Source organism: Ruegeria sp. HKCCD4884, from assembly GCF_013110855.1.
GTDB lineage: Bacteria > Pseudomonadota > Alphaproteobacteria > Rhodobacterales > Rhodobacteraceae > Ruegeria.
The window spans coordinates 21,247-40,285 of sequence record NZ_WVRJ01000003.1 but is presented as its reverse complement, the minus strand read 5'-3'; the positions used below and the strand labels follow the sequence as shown (position 1 = coordinate 40,285).

General features: G+C 57.4%; 22 protein-coding genes and 1 tRNA gene. 10 read left to right on the top strand and 13 right to left on the bottom strand.

Annotated features, from left to right (window positions below):
• Window positions 1-6: 6 nt before the first annotated feature.
• Entirely contained in the window at window positions 7-405 is a 399-nt protein-coding gene (locus tag GS636_RS05010) for a DUF983 domain-containing protein (RefSeq protein WP_171092142.1), read from the bottom strand.
• Window positions 406-625: 220 nt separating this feature from the next.
• Between GS636_RS05010 and GS636_RS05005 the strand changes: the two genes are divergently transcribed.
• The 4 genes from GS636_RS05005 to GS636_RS04990 are packed head-to-tail and all read left to right on the top strand — an operon-like array spanning window position 626 to window position 2,533.
• Window positions 626-1,096, top strand: coding sequence for an EF-hand domain-containing protein (locus GS636_RS05005; protein WP_171668675.1), 471 nt, complete (start codon window positions 626-628; stop codon window positions 1,094-1,096).
• Window positions 1,097-1,102: 6 nt separating this feature from the next.
• A complete protein-coding gene (locus GS636_RS05000; RefSeq protein ID WP_171668674.1) occupies window positions 1,103-1,720 on the top strand; it encodes an RNA polymerase sigma factor in 618 nt (205 codons plus the stop codon).
• Window positions 1,710-2,063 carry a hypothetical protein gene (locus tag GS636_RS04995; RefSeq protein WP_253762652.1) on the top strand — a complete coding sequence of 118 codons (354 nt, stop codon included), beginning with the start codon at window positions 1,710-1,712 and terminating at the stop codon, window positions 2,061-2,063. Before GS636_RS05000 ends, GS636_RS04995 begins: the two co-directional genes overlap by 11 nt.
• Window positions 2,060-2,533 (top strand): periplasmic heavy metal sensor, encoded by a 474-nt coding sequence (locus tag GS636_RS04990; RefSeq protein WP_171668672.1) that lies wholly within the window; start codon window positions 2,060-2,062, stop codon window positions 2,531-2,533. The genes GS636_RS04995 and GS636_RS04990 overlap by 4 nt, the downstream gene beginning before the upstream one ends.
• A gap of 6 nt (window positions 2,534-2,539) precedes the next feature.
• On the opposite strand, the gene GS636_RS04985 is transcribed toward GS636_RS04990, so the two are convergent.
• Window positions 2,540-3,940, bottom strand: a complete 1,401-nt coding sequence (locus GS636_RS04985; RefSeq protein WP_171668671.1) for a diguanylate cyclase — start codon at window positions 3,938-3,940, stop codon at window positions 2,540-2,542.
• Between the two features lie 88 nt (window positions 3,941-4,028).
• On the opposite strand from GS636_RS04985, the gene GS636_RS04980 reads away from it, so the two are divergent.
• The 5 genes from GS636_RS04980 (at window position 4,029) to GS636_RS04960 (ending at window position 8,402) form a co-directional block, all read left to right on the top strand.
• The gene (locus GS636_RS04980; protein ID WP_171092130.1) at window positions 4,029-4,313 is read left to right on the top strand and encodes a DUF3572 domain-containing protein; all 285 of its coding nucleotides are present in this window, start codon (window positions 4,029-4,031) and stop codon (window positions 4,311-4,313) included.
• A 24-nt stretch (window positions 4,314-4,337) separates the two neighbouring features.
• The gene (locus tag GS636_RS04975) at window positions 4,338-5,030 is read left to right on the top strand and encodes an HAD family hydrolase (RefSeq protein ID WP_171668670.1); all 693 of its coding nucleotides are present in this window, start codon (window positions 4,338-4,340) and stop codon (window positions 5,028-5,030) included.
• 117 nt (window positions 5,031-5,147) lie between these two features.
• Complete coding sequence (locus GS636_RS04970) at window positions 5,148-6,707, top strand: trimethylamine methyltransferase family protein (protein ID WP_171668669.1); 1,560 nt, start codon at window positions 5,148-5,150, stop codon at window positions 6,705-6,707.
• Window positions 6,708-6,825: 118 nt separating this feature from the next.
• Window positions 6,826-7,413: a heme NO-binding domain-containing protein gene (locus tag GS636_RS04965; protein ID WP_171668668.1), complete on the top strand. Its 588-nt coding sequence runs from the start codon at window positions 6,826-6,828 to the stop codon at window positions 7,411-7,413.
• A complete protein-coding gene (locus GS636_RS04960; protein WP_171668667.1) occupies window positions 7,410-8,402 on the top strand; it encodes a GGDEF domain-containing protein in 993 nt (330 codons plus the stop codon). Before GS636_RS04965 ends, GS636_RS04960 begins: the two co-directional genes overlap by 4 nt.
• A 14-nt stretch (window positions 8,403-8,416) precedes the next feature.
• Here GS636_RS04960 and GS636_RS04955 read toward each other — a convergent pair whose 3' ends face one another.
• From GS636_RS04955 to GS636_RS22855, 8 genes are all read right to left on the bottom strand, one after another.
• On the bottom strand, window positions 8,417-9,115 hold the full coding sequence (locus tag GS636_RS04955; protein WP_171668666.1) for a CbiX/SirB N-terminal domain-containing protein: 699 nt from the start codon (window positions 9,113-9,115) through the stop codon (window positions 8,417-8,419).
• Between the two features lie 61 nt (window positions 9,116-9,176).
• Entirely contained in the window at window positions 9,177-10,109 is a 933-nt protein-coding gene (locus GS636_RS04950) for an AEC family transporter (RefSeq protein ID WP_171668665.1), read from the bottom strand.
• Window positions 10,110-10,163: 54 nt separating this feature from the next.
• Window positions 10,164-10,961 (bottom strand): MBL fold metallo-hydrolase, encoded by a 798-nt coding sequence (locus GS636_RS04945; RefSeq protein ID WP_171668664.1) that lies wholly within the window; start codon window positions 10,959-10,961, stop codon window positions 10,164-10,166.
• Window positions 10,958-11,764: a TatD family hydrolase gene (locus tag GS636_RS04940; protein WP_171668663.1), complete on the bottom strand. Its 807-nt coding sequence runs from the start codon at window positions 11,762-11,764 to the stop codon at window positions 10,958-10,960. The genes GS636_RS04945 and GS636_RS04940 overlap by 4 nt, the downstream gene beginning before the upstream one ends.
• Window positions 11,761-12,882, bottom strand: coding sequence for a DNA polymerase III subunit delta' (locus tag GS636_RS04935; protein ID WP_171668662.1), 1,122 nt, complete (start codon window positions 12,880-12,882; stop codon window positions 11,761-11,763). The genes GS636_RS04940 and GS636_RS04935 overlap by 4 nt, the downstream gene beginning before the upstream one ends.
• Before the next feature lie 3 nt (window positions 12,883-12,885).
• On the bottom strand, window positions 12,886-13,512 hold the full coding sequence (gene tmk, locus GS636_RS04930; RefSeq protein ID WP_171184826.1) for a dTMP kinase: 627 nt from the start codon (window positions 13,510-13,512) through the stop codon (window positions 12,886-12,888).
• Window positions 13,509-14,675: a D-alanyl-D-alanine carboxypeptidase family protein gene (locus GS636_RS04925; RefSeq protein ID WP_171092109.1), complete on the bottom strand. Its 1,167-nt coding sequence runs from the start codon at window positions 14,673-14,675 to the stop codon at window positions 13,509-13,511. Before GS636_RS04925 ends, tmk begins: the two co-directional genes overlap by 4 nt.
• 16 nt (window positions 14,676-14,691) lie before the next feature.
• Window positions 14,692-15,996 carry an SPOR domain-containing protein gene (locus GS636_RS22855; RefSeq protein ID WP_171668661.1) on the bottom strand — a complete coding sequence of 435 codons (1,305 nt, stop codon included), beginning with the start codon at window positions 15,994-15,996 and terminating at the stop codon, window positions 14,692-14,694.
• Between the two features lie 202 nt (window positions 15,997-16,198).
• Between GS636_RS22855 and GS636_RS04915 the strand changes: the two genes are divergently transcribed.
• A tRNA-Ser gene (locus tag GS636_RS04915) sits at window positions 16,199-16,288 on the top strand.
• A gap of 375 nt (window positions 16,289-16,663) precedes the next feature.
• Here the strand turns inward: GS636_RS04915 and GS636_RS04910 are convergent.
• The 3 genes from GS636_RS04910 to GS636_RS22850 are packed head-to-tail and all read right to left on the bottom strand — an operon-like array spanning window position 16,664 to window position 18,983.
• Window positions 16,664-18,343 carry a recombinase family protein gene (locus GS636_RS04910; protein WP_171668660.1) on the bottom strand — a complete coding sequence of 560 codons (1,680 nt, stop codon included), beginning with the start codon at window positions 18,341-18,343 and terminating at the stop codon, window positions 16,664-16,666.
• Entirely contained in the window at window positions 18,340-18,756 is a 417-nt protein-coding gene (locus GS636_RS04905) for a DUF2924 domain-containing protein (protein ID WP_171668659.1), read from the bottom strand. The genes GS636_RS04910 and GS636_RS04905 overlap by 4 nt, the downstream gene beginning before the upstream one ends.
• Window positions 18,753-18,983 (bottom strand): DUF3489 domain-containing protein, encoded by a 231-nt coding sequence (locus tag GS636_RS22850; RefSeq protein ID WP_170461155.1) that lies wholly within the window; start codon window positions 18,981-18,983, stop codon window positions 18,753-18,755. Before GS636_RS22850 ends, GS636_RS04905 begins: the two co-directional genes overlap by 4 nt.
• Window positions 18,984-19,039 lie beyond the last annotated feature (56 nt).

Genomic DNA, 19,039 nt, shown 5'->3' with positions numbered 1-19,039 from the left:
TTGGATTCACTTGGAGGTTCCGAAACCGTGCATACGGCGGGCCCACTGATACGCGACAACAGCGCCTTTCAAACGGGGCAGCAGGTACAGCGACAGAGCAACGCAACCGATTGAGAAACCGATGGCCATGGTCCAGGGGTCTGGCCGCCAATGGACGTAAGACACGTGCAATGCAGGTGCCAGCAGGTGACCAACAAGAAGGATAGTCAAATAGGCCGGCCCGTCATCGGCGCGGTGATGAAACAGCTCTTGCCCGCAATTCGAGCAGCTGTCATTGACCTTGAGATAGCTGTGCAACAGCTTGCCCTCACCACAGTTGGGGCACTTGCACCGAAACCCTTTGACAAGGGCGGGCCATGTTTCACGCTCTGTGTCGGTCGCTGTGTCGATCGTCTGATCCGTCATAATATAACTCGCGCATTAATCTTTGCGCGATAATGCGCCTGAACGGGCGGATTTGAAAGGGGGGTGCGTCGCTTTGCAACGCTCAGTACCCGATGCGCCGAAAACGCTTCTGATCCCATTCTTAATAAAATCCACTTTTCTGCGACGGAATTTCCGCTGCCCCGCGTTTGAATTGATATGAGCAGCGGCACTGGGGCCGCGTCAAAACGGGAAAAACGAAATGAAAAACGCGACATTCATCACGGCCATTGTTTTGTCCGCAGTTGCCGTTACAGGCACATCTGTTCTGGCTGCCGGAAAAAGCGGGCGCGAGCCTGTATCCTTTCAAGAGCTCGACACCGATGGCGACGGTCAGGTGACGCAGCAAGAGATGGAGGCCCACCGCACCGCGCGTTTCACGCAGGCGGATACCGACGGTGATGGCCAGCTGAGCCTTGACGAGATGCAAGCCGCTGCACAGAAAAAGGCAAATGACCGCGTCGCCAAGATGTTCGAAAAAAACGATGCGAACAACGACGGGTTTCTGAGCCAGGACGAGTTGCCGAAACCCCGTCGGGCTGACAAGATGTTTGATCGGATGGACGCGGATAACAGTGGCGGAATCTCGGAACAGGAATTTGCCGATGCCAAAGACAAGATGGGGCGGCACCACAAGAAGAAGCATCACAATTCGGACGCAGACGATAGCTGATGCAGGATGGAGGATCTGACCTCCCACCCACAAGATGCCGGCGAAGCGATGTGCAGCGCGGGCAGCCTCAGCGACGATGCGTTGCTGGGGCGCTTTGCCGATGGCAATGCCGAGGCCGCGCGGGTGCTTACTGACCGACTTGGGCCACGGTGTTACTCGGTCGCGTTGCGCATGTTGGGCAATCGGACCGAGGCGGAAGATGTGACGCAAGAGGCGATGATGCGGCTGTGGCAAATGGCACCGGATTGGGTGTCGGGTCAGGCCAAAGTCTCGACCTGGCTGTACCGGGTGACGCTAAACCTGTGTGTGGACATCCGGCGCAAGAAGACACCCGACAGGCTGTCGGATGTTCCCGAGCCTGAAGATGGTCAAGCCAGTGTGGTTGACCGGATGCAGGACGAGGCTCGCAAGGACGCGTTGCAGATCGCCTTGGCCGAATTGCCCGAACGGCAGCGACAAGCGGTGGTGCTGCGCCATATTGAAGAATTGCCCAACCCCGAAATCGCCGGGATCATGGGCGTTTCCGTGGAAGCGGTGGAAAGTCTGACAGCGCGTGGCAAACGAAGTCTGGCCGCTATTCTGGCGGGACGGCGCGAAGAACTGGGGTATGACAATGGCGGATAACGATCTGGAACTGGATCATTTGTTTGCTCAGGCGCGGCAACAACGGCCGGCCTTGCCAGACGATTTGGCCGTGCGCATTCAAACGGATGCCGAGGCGGTGCGCTTGGGCCGCATGAAATCCGCGCCAAAACCGGGGCCTGCGCTGTGGGACAGGCTGGTGCGCAATCTGGGTGGCTGGCAGGGGTTGAGTGGCCTTGTTGCGGCCAGTGCGGCCGGTGTCTGGATCGGGTTTTCCGCGCCTGCCTTTTTGCCTGACCCCGCCAACCTGCTGACAACGCAAGAGACGGCCTTTCTTGTGGCCGACCTTGGCTATGACACGAGTTTTCTGGAGACCACGGAATGAACGCTGATCCCAAACCCAAACGCCGGTGGATGCCCGTTGTCCTGGTTGTGTCTCTGGCTCTGAATCTGTTGATCGTTGGCGTTGCTGTAGGCACTGTGTTGCGTCTGAAAGGCGGGGATCACGCCAAAGCACCGCCGGGATTTGGCCCGGCCTTGTACCGAGCGTTGCCAAAAGACGACCGCAAAGCGATGCGGGGTGAGCTGTCGGGGCTGCACAAAAAAGGGACCAGTGGTCGCAAACAGGATTTTGAGGCGATGAGCCAGGCTTTGCGCACGGTACCCTTTGATCCGGGAGCCGTTGAAGTGCTGTTGCTACAGCAGGCACAGGCGACGGCTGCATTGCAAGAAGCTTTGCAAACGCAATGGTTGGCGCGCGTTACCGCCATGAGCGACGAGGAGAGACAGGCGTATGCAGATCGATTGCAAGACATTGTCGAACGCGGTCCGCATAAACACAAGAAAAAGGACTAATAGGTTTTAAGCTGCGTTTTGCCGGACGTTCACCTGATTGCGACCGGCTTTTTTCGCCGCATAAAGTGCGGTGTCAGCGGACTTAATCAGGTTCTCAATATGTGGCGTGGGACTTTCTTGGTCGGGGAACGGGCCTTGGGACATTTTCATCCCGACGCTGACTGTCACGTTGACTTGCGGTCCCTGATCCAAGAGCTGAAACGGCGCACTGCAAATGCTGTCACAGAGGGATTCAGCGAGCCGCATCGCTTGTTTGGATGTTACATTTGGCACGCCTATCATGAACTCTTCTCCACCGATACGGGCGACAAATCCGTTGGTGCCAAGGGCACCACGCATACGTTCTGCCGCCTGCTTCAGCACGAGATCGCCACTCGCGTGACCGTGGTCGTCGTTGATAGCCTTGAAATGGTCGAGGTCAGCCAGCATGACAGCAAAACTGCTTCCTGTTCGCGCAGATTCGCGTGCGATCTGGTCCAGCGCTCGCATAGCAAACCGGCGATTATGCAGCCCGGTCAACGGGTCGATCCACGAGTCCGCAAGTCCCTTTTTCAGAGATACACGCATGTGATCCAGCCGGGCTTTGCGCGCGATTTGATTGTCCAGCCGAAGCAGGATCTCCTGCGCGCAGAATCCATCCAGGCAAACGGCGTCGGCACCTCGATCCAATGCCTCTGAAGCCTGAACGGCATTGTCGTCTTTAAGCACACCGATCAACACCGTGTTTCGCGTGACGTTACGTGATCTGAGATCAGCCAGAATATTCAGATCTGACGGATGAGCGCCCAATTCGACAACGATGGCGTCCGGGACAGCGCCAGACAGGACGCTTTGAAGGTTCGATTGCAGGTGCCAGGACAAAGAATACTGACGCTGATCGTTGAGCGCCTTGTGCCACATGACGCCGGTTTGCGCAGCATGTGTCAGAATATGAACTTTCGCGGCTTTTGGCGGGCGAATAACGCTGGGTGCCGGTTCCCCGAACCCGATCGGCTGCGAACCGTTGCTGACCTGAAGATCTTGAGTGGCAGCATGCGCACGCAACAAGCTTCGGATGCGCGCCAGCAGCAAGGTATCCTTGAAAGGATGCGTCAGCACATCATCCAACCCATCCTGCAAGGCACGCAGCCGCGCGTCTCTGTCGTTTTGTGCGGCAAGTACAACGACTGGCACATCTTCAAGCCCGGGAACGGTCTTGGTCACCTTTTTGACATCCGCAGCTGTTCCATCTGGCAAGGTCTGAGCTGTCAGAACAAGATCAGGCTGGGTGCGGCGCACAAGCGACAACAGCCCTTCAAGCTTTTCACCTTGGACTACGTGATACCAAGCAGCTGTCAGCTGAACTTTCAGCATGATGCGATTGGTTGCTACCCCGTCGAGGACAAGGATGGTTCCCTGCACAGACATAGTTGTTCACCGTTGATTGCATGCGTGAACAAAGTGTTTATGAGTCTGGTTAACAAACCCTTTCCAAAAGTGGATCTGAGCACAGTTTATGTCGATATCATCCGAATCCGCGGAAACACTGGCTCTGACAGCTTTGGGCTGGTTGGCCGGAAATGAAGAGCTTTTTCCTGTATTTTTGGGCTCGACGGGCGCGTCGGTGCAAGATGTCCGCGAGCGTGCAGCAGACCCGGAATTTCTGGCGTCGGTGCTGGATTTTCTGGTACTTGACGACTCGTGGGTCATGGCGTTTTGTGATGCCAACGCGCTAGCCTATGATCTTCCTGCTCAGGCGCGGACGGTTTTGTCCGGCGGCGCTGATGTACATTGGACCTGAAATCCTCTTCCGCTGGAGAACTTGATGCCGATAGATGCAATCGTCTTCGATAAAGACGGCACGCTGTTTGATTTTGCAAACACATGGGGTGGCTTTGGCCGCTCTTTGCTGCTGCGACTGACTAATGGTGACACAACCCGCGCCGCCGAACTTGGACAGATAATCGGCTATGACCTGGAGCAAGAGAGATACAACGCAGACAGTATCGTTATCGCTGCGACTGTTGAAGAAATCGCCGACGTATTGGCCGCTCATGTCGACAGCATGACCGTTGATGAGATCGTGGATCTGATGAACGCCGAAGCAGCTGCTGCCCCTCAGTCGCCTGCTGTTCCTCTGGTCCCGTTTCTGGAAAGTTTGCAGAATGCGGGGATTAAGCTGGGTGTGGCCACCAATGACAGTGAACATCCGGCCTTGCAGCATCTTGAGTCCGTCGGGATTCGGGAGCATTTCGACTTTGTTGCGGGGTATGACAGTGGTCACGGGTTCAAGCCAGGCCCTGGTCAACTGCTGGCCTTTGCCGCGCATGTTGGGGTTGAACCTTCACGGGTCGCAATGGTTGGTGACAGCCTTCATGATCTCCAAGCCGGGCGGGCTGCCGGGATGACGACGATAGGTGTTTTGACGGGTTTGGCCGAAGCAGAGGCGCTGGCGCCCATGGCCGACGTCGTCCTGCCCGATATCGGACATATCCCTGCATGGTTAGCCAGCAAGTAAACGGTTAAATCCGACAATCGACGGCCAAAATAGAAAACCGACATATTCTGTCGCAGACAGAGCGGCCATCATCGTGTCTTCCGGGCTTGCTTGTTTAAAGCAGGAATGGAGGCCGTGATGGGCGATACAACAACACGCAAGCGTCGCGGCGGAGGCCGCGCTGGGGCCGCAGCGCGCAGAGGAACTGCAGCGATCGATCAGATGCCCTGGGATCCGCCCATCAACCTCGACCATCCCACAGAGCCCTTGGATCAGGCTGGCATCGAAGCGATCCATGACGGGGCCATGCGTATCCTGGAAGAGATCGGGATCGAATTTTACAATGAAGAGGCAATAGGCATCCTGCGTGAGGCAGGCTGCACCATCGAAGGTGACAATGTGCGCATGGGGCGCGACTTTGTCATGGAGATGATTGCGAAAGCCCCCAGTCAATTTTCCATCACGCCACGCAATCCGGATCGCAAGATCGAGATTGGTGGAAAGAACATTCTGTTCGGCAATGTCTCATCGCCGCCGAATTATTGGGATATGGAGATCGGCACAAAAGTTCCCGGCAACCGGGAGATGTGTCGAAATCTGTTGAAACTGACGCAATATTTCAACTGCATCCATTTCGCCGGAGGTTATCCGGTCGAACCTGTCGATATTCACGCCAGTATAAGGCATCTGGACGTCCTTTACGACAAGCTGACGCTGACCGACAAAACCATGCATGCTTACTCTCTGGGCAAAGAGCGCGTCGAGGATGTGATGGAAATGGTGCGCATCGCAGGCGGTCTGAGCCACGAAGAATTCGATGCCGCTCCACGCATGTACACCAACATTAACTCTACCTCTCCTCTAAAGCATGACCAGCCTATGATCGACGGGTGCCTACGGCTGGCCCGACGTGGACAGGCAATTGTGGTGACACCCTTTACGTTGGCCGGGGCCATGGCACCGGTGACAATGGCAGGTGCGGTGGCCCAGTCACTGGCCGAGGCGCTATGTGCTATAGCCCTGTTCCAATATGTGCGCCCGGGAACTCCGTGCGTGATCGGCACATTTACGTCGAATGTCGATATGAAAACCGGAGCACCCGCTTTTGGGACGCCGGAATACATGCGCTCGACCCAGATGACCGGCCAGATGGCGCGGTTCTACGGGCTGCCGATGCGATCGTCGGGTGTTTGTGCTGCAAACGTGCCTGATGGGCAGTCGATTTGGGAGACGTCGAACTCGCTTTGGGCATCCGTACAATCGGGCACCAACATGGTCTATCACGCGGCTGGATGGCTGGAAGGTGGCCTGATTGCAAGCCCGGAAAAGTTCATTATGGATTGCGAAATCCTGCAACAAATTCAGCGTTATATGAACCCGGAATTGACTGCCACCGGCCCTGATGAGATCGCGCTTGATGCGATCCGCTCAGTTGGCAATGACGGTCATTTCTTCGGCATTCAGCACACACAGGACCGTTATACCACCGCGTTCTATCAACCCTTCCTGAGCGACTGGAAGAACTATGAAGGGTGGGAGGTTGCTGGTGGCATTTGGACAGCCGAACGCGCCCACCACATGTTCAAAGAGATCATTTCGAGCTTTGACGCTCCACCAATGGATGAAGCCATTCGCGAAGAACTGGCAGAGTTTGTGGAACGCCGCAAAGCCGAGGGTGGCGCGCCGACAGATTTCTGAGCAATCGACAAATGTCGAAGTGATACCCGGTTGCATTCGCTGCAACTCAGGGTGGATTTTGTCTATTTGTTAAGATTTGTCAGCACAGAGTGCAGGGGACACCAAGTTGGGGTTTCCGATGCATGGTCTGATCAATCGGGCGATACAGTCTTTTGTCTGCGCTACCTATGGGCAGGCCTGCTGGCTGCGTGTGACCGAAGATGCGCGGTTGGGGTTTCGCGAGTTTGAAGCCATGCTCATCTATGATGATGACATGACGACAAGAGTGTTGGATGCGCTGAGTTGCGATCTGAACCGACCAAAGGCCGAGATTCTTGAGGATTTGGGGACATATCTTGTGTCCCACCCGAACATGGAAGGGCTGCGTCGCCTGCTCAGGTTTGGCGGCGTAAGCTATGTAGAGTTTCTGCATTCGCTGGACGATCTGGCCGACAGGGTGCGTTTGGCCGTGTCAGATTTGACTTTGCCGGCCCTTGAGCTGCGAGAGCTATCGGCCACGGAGTATCAGCTATGCTGCTTTCCAGGCTTGCCCGGCTATTCCAGTGTCATGGTTGGTGTTTTGCGTGCCATGGCAGACGACTACGGCGCATTGGTCATACTGTCACATGAAGGGCAGCAGCAGGACAGTGACGTCATTTCCATCATGTTGGTTGAAAGCGCTTTCGCGGAAGGGCGTCACTTTGATTTGGGGGCGCACAGCAGATGACCGATACTCACGAACTTGCGGGCCTTCTGGAAACGCTTTGTCCGATGTTCCTGTTGGTCGAACAAGACGGACGAATACAACAAGCGGGGCCAACACTTCAAAAACTGCGACCAGAATTGCCACTGACCGGGCAGGGGTTTCTGGAAGTGTTTGAACTGATCCGTCCCAGAACAGTCACAACCATACCGGCGTTGTTATCGATGGCCGGGGCCAAGTTGCACCTGAAGTTCAAGGATGAACCGCGTACGACCCTCAAGGGCTTGGTCGCCCCTTTGCCGCAGTCCGGTGGTGCGGTCATCAACCTGTCATTCGGGATTTCAATTCTGGATGCGGTGCGGGATTACGCGCTGACAAGTGCGGATTTCTCGGGCACCGACCTTGCCATCGAACTGCTTTATCTGGTCGAGGCCAAATCTGCCGCGATGGAGGCGTCGCGGTCGCTGAACCTGAGGCTTCAAGGCGCCATGCTCGCCGCTGAGGAACAGGCCTATACCGACACATTAACCGGGCTAAAAAACCGCAGGGCCATGGATCACGTGCTGGCACACCTGATCTCAAGTAATTCAACTTTTGCCTTGATGCATCTGGATCTGGATTTCTTCAAATCTGTGAATGACAGACTGGGTCACGCTGCTGGTGATTTCGTCCTGCAACAGGCGGCCCGCATCATGATTGAGGAGACGCGCAGCGAAGATACGGTTGCGCGTGTTGGTGGGGACGAGTTTGTCATTGTTTTCAAAGACCTGACACGAGACGACAGATTGAAGGCAATTGCTGACCGACTTATCCAACGCTTGAACGAACCTATGCTGTTTCAAAACCAGCAATGTACGGTGTCAGCCAGCATCGGCACGGCTCTGTCCACTCAGTTTCAAGTGCCCAAAGCGGCTGATATCTTACATGCTGCAGATTTGGCATTGTATCAGGCTAAACGGGATGGTCGATCGTGCCACCGGCTTTATTCGACACTGAGCAAGGCGCAATTCTGAACATCCACCAAGGGTCACGCAGATGCGAACGCCTCGGTGACCTTTTGCGCGATCTGCCGCTGAATGGGCGCGAGCTCTCCGACAACGGGCATGACGATACCTTTGAATTTGGCGCGTTCCAGCTCTTCGGGTACGTCTTCCAGAACATGCCCTCCGGTGCAGGCGAAGAACGGCAGGCAAATCGCTTGATTAGATGCATCTCGCGCGGCTTCGGCAATCGAGGGCGGTTCTTCGACAAAGCCAACCCGGATCGATTGAAATGCAACCTGCATGCCTAGTCGGTCCGCAAATTCATTGGCCACCGCCGATGGATTCCGGCTGCGGCCCGACCCGTGCGCAGCGATCACCAAATCCGTCGCATTGGCCGCCCAATGCTCTTCTCGCAACTTCGCTTCTAGCGCGTTCGCCGTCAGCGCGGGCAGATCGGGATCAATGCCCAAAGGATCCAAAATACGTGCTGTGTGATCTCCGACCCGTTTCGGCAGGGCACTTGTTACAAACCACCCCTTCGCCATGAAAAGCGGGTAGATCACCGAATTTTCGGGAAGGCCGTCCAATTTGGCCTCAAGCGCGCTGGGCTTGGCCAGCGTCGCAGAACTCACCGTTACATGTTCGGCCAACGCGTCGACTTTGGCTGCAAATGCAGCAAGCGCGGCCTCAGCGGGATCTGGGTCAGAGGGCTGGCCGTGGGCGACGACTATGGCGTGTGGCATTCGGATCTCCTGCTGCGTTCTGCGATAGGTGTTACTGCGAAAACCGAAGTCAACACCTGTGTTAGCCCAGAAGGCTCAACCAAAGCCAGACGGTGATTATAGATGCTGCTGTTCCGATCAAAACGGATGACGCCGCAACGCGTTTGGCGCGGCCATACATATTCGCAAAGATATAGGCGTTGAAACCCGGTGCCATGGCGGCATTCAACACGCCTGATCGAAACAGGTCCTGCGGCAGGCCGGTGGATGTTCCGAATAACCAAACTAGGCTGGGGTGCAGCATCAGAGAGATGCAGCAGACAAAACCAATGGTGCGCAAGTCGCCTTCGGGTTTGTATTTAACCAACACGCCCCCCAATGCAAACAAAGCACCAGGAAGGGCTGCGCGGGTAACAAGTTCAAGCGCTTCGTCCACGACTGCTGGGATGACCAGACCAGTTATGTTGACGGCAAAACCAAGCGCGATACCAAGAATCAGTGCGTTTTTGAACATCGCTGACAGAACTGATCGCGCCATATGTACACCGCCGTTGCCGTGATTGCGCACGACCTCCATCACCGTGATCCCAACGCCGTAACAAAACGGAGAATGGAAGGCGATGATCGCGTAGTTGCCCGTCAGGTTCTCAGGGCCATAAGCACGTTCGGTTATCGGCAGGCCCAGCAGGACCGAGTTGGAAAACAGACAACAGAATCCGATGGCCACGCAGTCTTCCCAGTCCCTGCCAAAAATGATCCTTGCTCCAAAGAGACCCGCAGTGAAGCACAACGCAGCGGCGGAATAGAAGCTGGCCAAAAGCCGGGGATCGAAACTGGCGCTAAGGTCCAGGTGTGCGATGGCCAGGAACAGCAGGCAGGGAATCGCAAAACCTTGGGTGAATTTCATCAACCCATCGACGTGCTCTTGTTTGAAATAGCCCGTGCGGGTCGCCGTGTATCCGGCACCGATCACAAGGAAGACCGGAAGAATGACGTCGATCAGACTTTGCAGCATTTGGCCCCCGTGCGGCAGGCGCGCTGTGATATCTTGAGCGCGCGGGGCAGGGGCTTATTGCGCCTGATAGATCACCATCCCGTCAAAAGCGGGGGTGATATAGTCGGGAGTTTCCGCGTCAACCGTCGCATAATCCAGATCGATATGCATATTGGTGAGCACGGCGCGTTTTGGTTGCAGTTGTTCGATCCATCCCAGCGTCTTTTCCAGATGCGCGTGCGTGGGATGCGGGTTGCGGCGCAATGCATCGATGATCAGCCAGTCCAAACCTTCCATCTCGGGCCAGGCGTCGTCGTAGATCTCGGCAACGTCCGGCAGGTAGGCCAGCTGACCGATTCGGAACCCAAGAGAGTCGATTGAGCCGTGGTTCACTTTGAACGGGCGCAACGTAATGGGTCCACCGGGACCATCGATGTCGAACGGGCCATCAATGGATTTGAGGTCCAGGATCGGAGGATAAGGTGAACCTTCGGGCTGAATGAACGCGTATCCGAAACGCCCCAGCAAGGCGTTCTGCGTGTCACCGTCCGCCCAGACGGGTACGCGCGTTTTCATGTTGAACACGATCATGCGCAGGTCGTCGATCCCGTGCACATGATCCGCGTGCGAGTGGGTATAGACCACCCCATCCAACCGCCCGGTGCCGGTGTCCAGCAACTGGCTGCGCATATCCGGCGTGGTATCGACCAGAACCGAGGTCGTTCCATCCGGCCCATCGCGTTCAATCAGCAGCGAGCAGCGACGGCGCACGTTTTTCGGGTTTGTAGGATCGCAGTCGCCCCATTGACCGCCCAGCCTTGGTACGCCGCCCGAGGAACCGCAGCCCAGAATTGTAAAACGCATCCCGGTCATGCAGCGGCCTTGTACAGCGCGGCCTTGGTGAACAGGCGGTCAAAATTCACCTGTGTCTGGGCTGCAAAAGCGGCATAATCCATGCCGAAAACCTCAGCCCCTTTCCGGGCTGTGTGGGCGGTGTAGGCGGGTTCGTTGCGTTTGCCACGATAGGGTGGTGGGGCCAGATAGGGCGCGTCTGTTTCCACCAGAATGCGGTCTACCGGTGCAGTTGCGAAAATATCGCGCAACTCCTGGCTTTTGGGGAAGGCGGTGATGCCGGACATGGACAGGTAAAAGCCCAGATCCAGCGCGGCCTTGGCCAATTCGGCAGAAGAAGAGAAGCAGTGCATAACGCAGGAATAGGGTGCGTTGCGATACTCGCCGGCCAGAATTCGGGCCATGTCATCATCCGCTGCGCGGGCGTGAATGATCAGGGGCAGGCCAGTGCGCTGGGCCGCTTCGATATGGATGCGCAAGGATTGTTTCTGCTCTTCCGCACTGTCGGCGGTATAGTGGTAGTCCAGACCAGACTCTCCGATGCCGACGAATTTCGGGTGCTGGGCCAAGGCAACCAGTTCGTCGACCGACGCTATCGGCTCATCCGCCGCACTCATCGGGTGCGTGCCGGCGGCATAGAAGACGGGCGCATGGGCCTCGGCAATCGCACGGACGCTGGGTTCGTTGCGCAGTTTGGTGCAAATCGTGACCATGCGGGTCACGCCAGCCTCGGCTGCGCGCGTGATGATCTCGTCCAACTGGCCGTCGAAATCCGGGAAGTCCAGATGGCAGTGGCTGTCGGTAATCTGGGGGGTGTCGCTCATCTGTTCTGACCGGCGGTTTCCTGTATCTTGAACACCGTATCTAGGACCAGAGCGGCAGGGTCAAGGTTCACCGCCTGACCATGCCGTGCGCGTGCCGTGATTGTCGCGGCGACTTCTGCCCAGCGGCGGGCTTGATCGGGGGAAGCCGAAAGACGCATCAGCGTTTCACCTTCGTTTGGGGCCGCTTCGGGAACGGGGGGTGTACCGGTTGCGCCAGTCAAAGCCAGCCGTGACAAGGCGACGTCGATCAGCGTTAGCAACAACTCGAAACGCTCGGCGGCACCGCGCTGTGCTGCGGCTTCGGCCAACGCCAGTGCGCGTTGCCGGTCCATACGGGGCAGGGTGCCCAGAATGGCGATCAGCTCGGCATAAATGTCCAGACCGCCAAGATTGATTAACCGCACAGCATCCCCAACTGATCCTGCCGCAAGTGCGGCCAGGTGTTCAGTCTGGGCGGGAACTTCTGTTCCGGTTTGCGACAGGGCGGTTTGCATGTCCTGCGGACTCAGCGGGCCAAGGCGCAGCGTGCGGCAGCGCGACCGGATGGTTGGCAGCAGGCGCGAAGGTTGGTGCGATACGAGCAAAAGCGTGGTGCGCGCAGGCGGCTCTTCCAGCATCTTCAACAGCGCGTTGGCAGCACTGATGTTCATTTCATCCGCCGAATCCACAATCACCACCCGGCGTCCGCCATCAGCCGAGGACAGACCAAAGAATTTTCCAAGCTTGCGGATATCGTCCACGACAATTTCGCCGCGCAACCGCCCTTGATCGTTTGGTGATCGGGTGACCACAGCCAATCCTGGTTCGGCTCCGGCCTGCATGCGATGTGATACCGGATGATCGGGATCAATTTCGAGCGTTTCTGGCGGCGGCGGCGCTCCGAACAAGCCGCCGTCATCTGCCGGGGGTGTGGCCAGCAAAAATCGCGCGATCCGCCAGGCCAGCGTCGCTTTGCCGACGCCGCGCGGCCCGGTCAGCAACCAACCGTGGTGCAGCCTGTCGGAATTGTAGGCCGTCAGAAATGCGTGTTCAGCCGCGTCCTGGCCAAATAGCCGCGCGGTTTCGCGCGGATGCGGTGCACCCGGCACCTGATCCGGAGAAGGAGTATCGTCGCTCATCGTTTACCGCAAAGCTGCTTGAACGATATCTGTCACATCCTGCGCAACGCTGTCCATGTCCCTGTTGCCATTTACGACGCGAAACCGGCCCGAGAATTCATCAGCCAGCGACAGAAACCCTGCGCGCATTTTCTTTTGCAGATCGGGACCGAAATCCTCGAACCGCTCTTCGGTACCTTGCCTGCCTTTAGCGCGCGACAATCCCGTTTCCGGGTCCATATCGATAAGCAGCGTCATATCCGGCTCGCGGCCGATCATCAGGTTGTGCAATTGGTCTACCAGACTGCGCAGGTCGCCGCGTGACAAGCCCTGATACATACGTGTGCTGTCTGCGAAACGGTCGCAAATCACCACTTTACCTGCCGCAAGAGCGGGTTCGATGGTGCGCTCCAGATGGTCGCGGCGGGCTGCGGTGAACAACAGCAACTCTGTCTCGGCCGACCACCGATCCGGGTCGCCTTCCAGAACAAGGCGGCGAATTTCCTCAGCCCCCGGTGAGCCGCCCGGTTCGCGCGTCAGCACGACCTCATGTCCCTGCGCGCGCAGACGATCCGCCAGCATCCGCGCCTGGGTTGACTTGCCTGATCCGTCAATGCCTTCGAAGGTCAGAAATAACCCTGCTTTCGTCACATCGACTCCAGTGGGTTGTTGATCACGTCTTTCAATACGATGCCACCAACGGTCAGCATCCGCACGACAAAGCCACCTACTGCTACGTCCTCGGCAGCCACAAGCGGGCGCCGGATCTCGGGCAGTCCTTCGGGCTTGATCACCAGTTCAGCCAATTGCTGGCCTTTCTGGACAGGCGCGTTGATTGGGCCGTCATACACAACTTCGGCCTCGACATTTTGAGTCCCCAGAACCGGGAACAGCACGTTCAGATCACCTTCGGCAACAAGCCCGACGGTCTTTTTCTCACCCATCCACAGTTGGGCTTCGGCTATCGGCGTTTCCGCGTTGGCAACTGTCCTCTCGACAAAATTTCGAAACGACCAGTTAACCACGGCCTCAGCCTCCTCTGCCCGCTGGCCGGTGGTGTCGAGCCCGGTCAGGACGAAAATGACACGCCGGTCACCTTGTTTGGCAGAGCCGACAAGGCCATAGCCGGCCTCTTGCGTGTGGCCGGTTTTCAAACCGTCCGCGCCGATATCCAGCTTCAACAACGGGTTGCGATTGCGGGCATTTGACGGCGCGCGACCGTCGAATTCAAAAACCTCCTCGGCGAAGAGAGGGTAATATTCAGGGAAGTCCGAAATCAAGCGATCCGCAAGAACGGCCAGATCATGCACTGACATCATATGACCGGCGGCAGGCCAGCCGTTCGAGTTGGCAAAATTGGAATTGTTCATGCCCATTTGCTGCGCGCGTTGGGTCATGTACCGCGCAAACCCGGCCTCGGTTCCGTCGGGGCTAAGTGCTTCGGCGATAACGACGCAGGCATCATTGCCCGACAAAACGATGATGCCGCGCAGCAGGTCTTCGACGGTGACGCGGTCCTGCGTGTTCAGGAACATGGTCGAGCCGCCATAGCTCATCGCGTGTTCGGACACGGGCAGGGTTTCATTCAGTGTCAGTCGGCCATCGCGCAAAGCCTCGAAGGCCACATACAGCGTCATCAGCTTTGACATCGACGCGGGCGGCAGGGGCTGGTCGGCGTCTTTTGACAGAAGAACAGTGCCGGTGGTCTGGTCAATCACATAAGCTGCGCGAGCTGTGGTATCAAAAGCGTGTGCGGGCAGTCCCATGAGGGCAATCCCCATGGCCAGAACGGATGTGCGCATCGAGGCTAGCATGCTGCGTCTCCCTGTTTCAGTCGGATACGGTGAACGCGTCTTTGAAGCCAAGGTCTTTTACGTCCTTCTGAATGGCTTTGCGTTCGGCCCGGGTTGCGGCAGGGCCAACCAGCACCCGCCAGACGGTGTTATTTGCGGTTTTCAGTTCCCGAACAACTGCGGACATACCGTTCCTGCGCACCTTCTGTGCGGCAGAGTTGGCGTTATCCTCGACGCTGAAGGTTCCGATCTGAACAAACGGTTTGCTCAGCGGTGATGCGGTGGTCGCTGCAGCCGCAGCCGTCGCCGCTGCTGGTGTTGCTTCGGTCGCATCAATTGCGGCGGCGGCACCTTCGATCGGGTCCAGTGGCGTTTCAGTGATCTCTGCGGGATCCTTCTTTTGCCACCATTTCCGCTTGGCGGGTTTCTCGGCCGGAGCTTCGACCGGCGCATCTGACAAAGCCGGAGAGGTTACGGCAGCAGCAGCCTCGGTTGCAACTTCGGCGCTATCTGCGGCTGCATCTGTTGCAGCCGCTGCGGTTCCAGCGGCAGCAGCAGCGGGTGCTTTCTTCTGCCACCACTTCCGCTTGGCCGGTTTTTCAGCGGGCGCTTCGGTTTGCTCCTCTGCGGTTTCCTGAGCAGAATCGCTGACCGTTTCCGTTTCTGCTGTTGTGTCCTCTTCGGATTCCGAGGCGCTTGCTACAACAGCGGCGGTACCGGCAGCAGCAACTGCGGGCTCTTTCTTTTGCCACCATTTCCGTTTGGCGGGCTTTTCAGGATCACTCGTGGCTTGGCCATCGGCTGCTGTATCTGCCGATGCGGTCTCGGTTTCTGCGGTTACGTCCTCAGCTTGTGGTGATTCTTCAGCCGTGGGTTCTTCGATCTTCTCGCGACGCAGCGCCACAACGCTAAGCTTTGTAGGTGACCCTGCCAGCAATCCAAGCTGTTCCGCTGCAGCGGATGAGACCTGAAGCGCCGGACCGGGCAAGTTACGCTCGCGCCGGAACAAGGCACCAGTCACGGATTTGTTGTTGGCGGTGTTTTTGATCACAACACGCTCGGGTTGGTTCACGTCTGGATGTGCCACCCATATGCCCCCCAGCGAGGGTCGCCCATCCCAAAGCCCCGCTTCGGTAACGCGGAAAACGTCCGGTGCTTCTACGTCGCGCTGCGAACCACTGGTCACCTGGGGTATAAGTTCGATTTTCCCATCGTTGTCCTGGGATTTTTCGGCGGTTTCAGCTGTACCCAAAGCCTCTTCACATCCGGCCAAAATCGTCAAAGTCAACGCCAGATACGCCAGCCTTTTGGGCCCCGGGCGTGTCTCGATCGCTCGCTTCATCTGCTTATCCCTTGCCTGAAGGGGTTTCGTTTCACGAACCCCGTTGCCGGTCTGCTGGTTCTGTATGCCAGCCTGTTACGGTCTTTACACCCAATCATAACGTGGCTGAAGGGTCATGGAAAGAGCGCTGAAAACTCTTCGGCAAGATTTCCCGTTTTCGACTTGCCTCTGATCGAACTTGGCCTTAGACCCGGCTTTCGACGGGGAGGTGGCAGAGTGGTCGAATGCGGCGGTCTTGAAAACCGTTGGGCGTGAGAGCGTCCCCAGGGTTCGAATCCCTGTCTCCCCGCCACTCATACCTGTCTCACTTCAGTTGTGTTTTCTGACCCGAAATTTTGCCGCAATTCCCGCGCGTTGGCGCATGCGCTTTCAATCAGAGACGAAGCAAACCGTACATTCAGAGGACAATTCAGGCGCAAGTCTCAGTGTCGCAATTTGGTGGGGTCGATTTGGGCTGGATTTCCCTGATAAACGGCAATTTACAGGGAATTTTCGCAAACCGGGACTGATTTCCGTCATTTCTCCTATCAGAACTGTATGTTTTTCAGAGGTTTATGCTGCAAATTCCCTAAAAGGTGGAACAGGGAATTTTATCGCGGGAACAGGGAGTTGTTCCGCCGGATCAGGGAGGGTGAGCCCTTTATCAGGGACGCAGGATCTGGAGATGTTAGAAGCCGAACAGGCGTTCCTGTTCGATCCAGTCAAGTGGGTGGGTCACGCTGACCAGACGCTTGAGTGTGAGTTCGGGCGGCTGAGTGCCGTCGAGAATCGCGGCCTGAATCTTCGGGGAGAGAAACGCGAGCTGAGCACGGGTGCGGATGAAGGCGCCGGGGACGCTTTCGCAGCGTGCGATCTCCATCAGTCGAACTCCGGCCTTCAGATCACGGGCCCAGCCATGTGCGCGGATCAGCATGGACCGGAGGTGGGGATCAGGTTGGGGTGCCATGTCTCCGGCGATGACCTTGGCCTCGACGCCGCGGCGGCGCAGATCGAAAGATGCGGTGACGTGGGTGAGATCCGGGTGCAGATGATCGGCCGCGATGCCAAGTGCGCTTGCCAGAGTTTTGGGGTTAAATTCGAGGTCGATCTGTCCTCGTGCAAGTTTGCCTTTGGCCAGAAGAGCAGCGCCGATCTGACAGCCATGGCCTAGAAGCCGGGTTACTAAATCCGCAACTGAAGTCTGAACTGCCTCGGCTGACCCGGCCTCCGGCTGCGCCAGTACTTGGTGCGCCGCGGCGGCGTCTTGCAAATGTCTGACGATGACATCCATGACGGCGTGTTCCAGCGCCGGGCCGGGCAGTCGCCAGCCAGAGATATCCTTGCCACCTGAGATCAGTCGATTGGAGATATAGTAGCGCAACCGTCGGCCTTTGCGGGTGGTGTGGGTCGGCGTCAACCGATCACCAGTTTCGTCATACAGCAGACCGGTGAGCCAGGCCCCGGGGTCAGTGGAGTGTTGGCGCGCATCGGAGTCGCCGCGTGCCCGCGAGCGGTTGGAGGCCTGTCGCATTTTTTCCTGCACCCGGTCCCAGATGTCCTGATCGATGATCGCCGGATGTTGTCCGTCCCAGATCTTATCCTTGTGGCGGATTTTTCCGAGATAGACCGGATTGCGCAGCAGGTAATAGATTTGACCCCGTGACAGCGGACAATCCCCCTTCACACTGCCATCTGTCCGAACAAACCGTTTTGACCGCAGCCCTTCTGCCGTTGCCCGTTCTTCTACTTTGCGCAGGCAACCCAGCTCGTCATAAAGCCCAAAGAGATGCCGGACCGTTCTGGCCTCCTCCTCATTCACCACCAGCGTTCTTGCCTTCGGATCGGGGTGGCGATCATAGCCCAGAGGTAGGTTACCACCCATCCAAAGCCCCTTCTTCTTCGATGCTGCAATCTTGTCGCGAATACGTTCGGCGGTGACTTCCCGTTCAAACTGAGCAAAGGACAACAGCATATTCAGGGTCAACCGACCCATGGATGAGGAGGTATTGAATGCTTGTGTGACGGACACAAAAGAACACTCGACCTTTTCCAGCCGTTCGACCAGCTTCGAGAAGTCGGGAAGCGATCTGGTCAGCCGGTCGATCTTGTAGACAACAACCATGTCGATACGTCCGGCATCGATCTCTTCAAGCAGGCGCTGAAGGGCAGGGCGCTCCAGGGTTCCGCCCGACAGGCCACCGTCATCGTAGCGCTCGTCCAACAGGGTCCAGCCTTCGTGTCGCTGGCTGGCGACATAGGCCGCGCAGGCTTCATATTGCGCATCCAGCGAATTGAAGTCTTGGCCCAGACCATCTTCTGAGGACTTGCGCGTGTAGATGGCGCATCGGATTTTACGGCGCGGGCTCATTTGGCCCCCTTGCCGGGGAGCCCGAAGAAACGCGGCCCTGACCAATGCGCGCCGGTAATCTCTCGGGCAATGGCCGAGAGCGAGCGATAGGACCGACCGTTCCAAGTGAAGCCGTCTTCTGTAACGTCGACCACATGGGTCACGCTATTCCACTCGCGCAGAAGGCGCCCGCCGGGTTTAAGAGCAGGGCAGGCTGGCCGGGGTTTTTTCTCGGAACCCTTTTCCAGCGTTGCTTTGACCTGCCGGGGTAGCCCGCCATGACGGCGGGACTGCATCTCAAAGGCGATAAAACGGCGCAGGAAGGGTTGGCTGAGCATGGCGGGGGCGGGCTGATCAAACAGCTGCTGCCAAAGCGTGACCAGATCCGATCGACCCATGGCGGCGAGATCGGCAACATCGCTCGTCTTGGTCATGACACTTCTCCAGTTCCCGCCGCCAGATGATATGTGGATGCTCCATTTGGTTTGTCGGATGCCCGCCTTTCAATTGTGACGCCTTTTTTCCGCAGGCCGCTTAGAGCCGCTCGGACCGAATGAGGCTGCCACCCCGTTGCTTTGCAGAGCGCCTCAAGGCTGGCGCCGCTCGGGCGACGCAACAAAGCTTGAACCTTGTCAATTTTGGTTTGCTTCCGTTTGGACATTAACTGTCTCCTCTGATCTTGGGTCAGCGAGATGCCGAACCCCGGTACCGAGGAGC

What these genes read in the sequence shown, in the direction of transcription:
- GS636_RS05010 (WP_171092142.1), bottom strand. Translation starts at nt 405, where the DNA reads ATGACGGATCAGACGATCGACACAGCGACCGACACAGAGCGTGAAACA.
- GS636_RS05005 (WP_171668675.1), top strand. Translation starts at nt 626, where the DNA reads ATGAAAAACGCGACATTCATCACGGCCATTGTTTTGTCCGCAGTTGCC.
- GS636_RS05000 (WP_171668674.1), top strand. Translation starts at nt 1,103, where the DNA reads ATGGAGGATCTGACCTCCCACCCACAAGATGCCGGCGAAGCGATGTGC.
- GS636_RS04995 (WP_253762652.1), top strand. Translation starts at nt 1,710, where the DNA reads ATGGCGGATAACGATCTGGAACTGGATCATTTGTTTGCTCAGGCGCGG.
- GS636_RS04990 (WP_171668672.1), top strand. Translation starts at nt 2,060, where the DNA reads ATGAACGCTGATCCCAAACCCAAACGCCGGTGGATGCCCGTTGTCCTG.
- GS636_RS04985 (WP_171668671.1), bottom strand. Translation starts at nt 3,940, where the DNA reads ATGTCTGTGCAGGGAACCATCCTTGTCCTCGACGGGGTAGCAACCAAT.
- GS636_RS04980 (WP_171092130.1), top strand. Translation starts at nt 4,029, where the DNA reads ATGTCGATATCATCCGAATCCGCGGAAACACTGGCTCTGACAGCTTTG.
- GS636_RS04975 (WP_171668670.1), top strand. Translation starts at nt 4,338, where the DNA reads ATGCCGATAGATGCAATCGTCTTCGATAAAGACGGCACGCTGTTTGAT.
- GS636_RS04970 (WP_171668669.1), top strand. Translation starts at nt 5,148, where the DNA reads ATGGGCGATACAACAACACGCAAGCGTCGCGGCGGAGGCCGCGCTGGG.
- GS636_RS04965 (WP_171668668.1), top strand. Translation starts at nt 6,826, where the DNA reads ATGCATGGTCTGATCAATCGGGCGATACAGTCTTTTGTCTGCGCTACC.
- GS636_RS04960 (WP_171668667.1), top strand. Translation starts at nt 7,410, where the DNA reads ATGACCGATACTCACGAACTTGCGGGCCTTCTGGAAACGCTTTGTCCG.
- GS636_RS04955 (WP_171668666.1), bottom strand. Translation starts at nt 9,115, where the DNA reads ATGCCACACGCCATAGTCGTCGCCCACGGCCAGCCCTCTGACCCAGAT.
- GS636_RS04950 (WP_171668665.1), bottom strand. Translation starts at nt 10,109, where the DNA reads ATGCTGCAAAGTCTGATCGACGTCATTCTTCCGGTCTTCCTTGTGATC.
- GS636_RS04945 (WP_171668664.1), bottom strand. Translation starts at nt 10,961, where the DNA reads ATGACCGGGATGCGTTTTACAATTCTGGGCTGCGGTTCCTCGGGCGGC.
- GS636_RS04940 (WP_171668663.1), bottom strand. Translation starts at nt 11,764, where the DNA reads ATGAGCGACACCCCCCAGATTACCGACAGCCACTGCCATCTGGACTTC.
- GS636_RS04935 (WP_171668662.1), bottom strand. Translation starts at nt 12,882, where the DNA reads ATGAGCGACGATACTCCTTCTCCGGATCAGGTGCCGGGTGCACCGCAT.
- GS636_RS04925 (WP_171092109.1), bottom strand. Translation starts at nt 14,675, where the DNA reads ATGCTAGCCTCGATGCGCACATCCGTTCTGGCCATGGGGATTGCCCTC.
- GS636_RS22855 (WP_171668661.1), bottom strand. Translation starts at nt 15,996, where the DNA reads ATGAAGCGAGCGATCGAGACACGCCCGGGGCCCAAAAGGCTGGCGTAT.
- GS636_RS04910 (WP_171668660.1), bottom strand. Translation starts at nt 18,343, where the DNA reads ATGAGCCCGCGCCGTAAAATCCGATGCGCCATCTACACGCGCAAGTCC.
- GS636_RS04905 (WP_171668659.1), bottom strand. Translation starts at nt 18,756, where the DNA reads ATGACCAAGACGAGCGATGTTGCCGATCTCGCCGCCATGGGTCGATCG.
- GS636_RS22850 (WP_170461155.1), bottom strand. Translation starts at nt 18,983, where the DNA reads ATGTCCAAACGGAAGCAAACCAAAATTGACAAGGTTCAAGCTTTGTTG.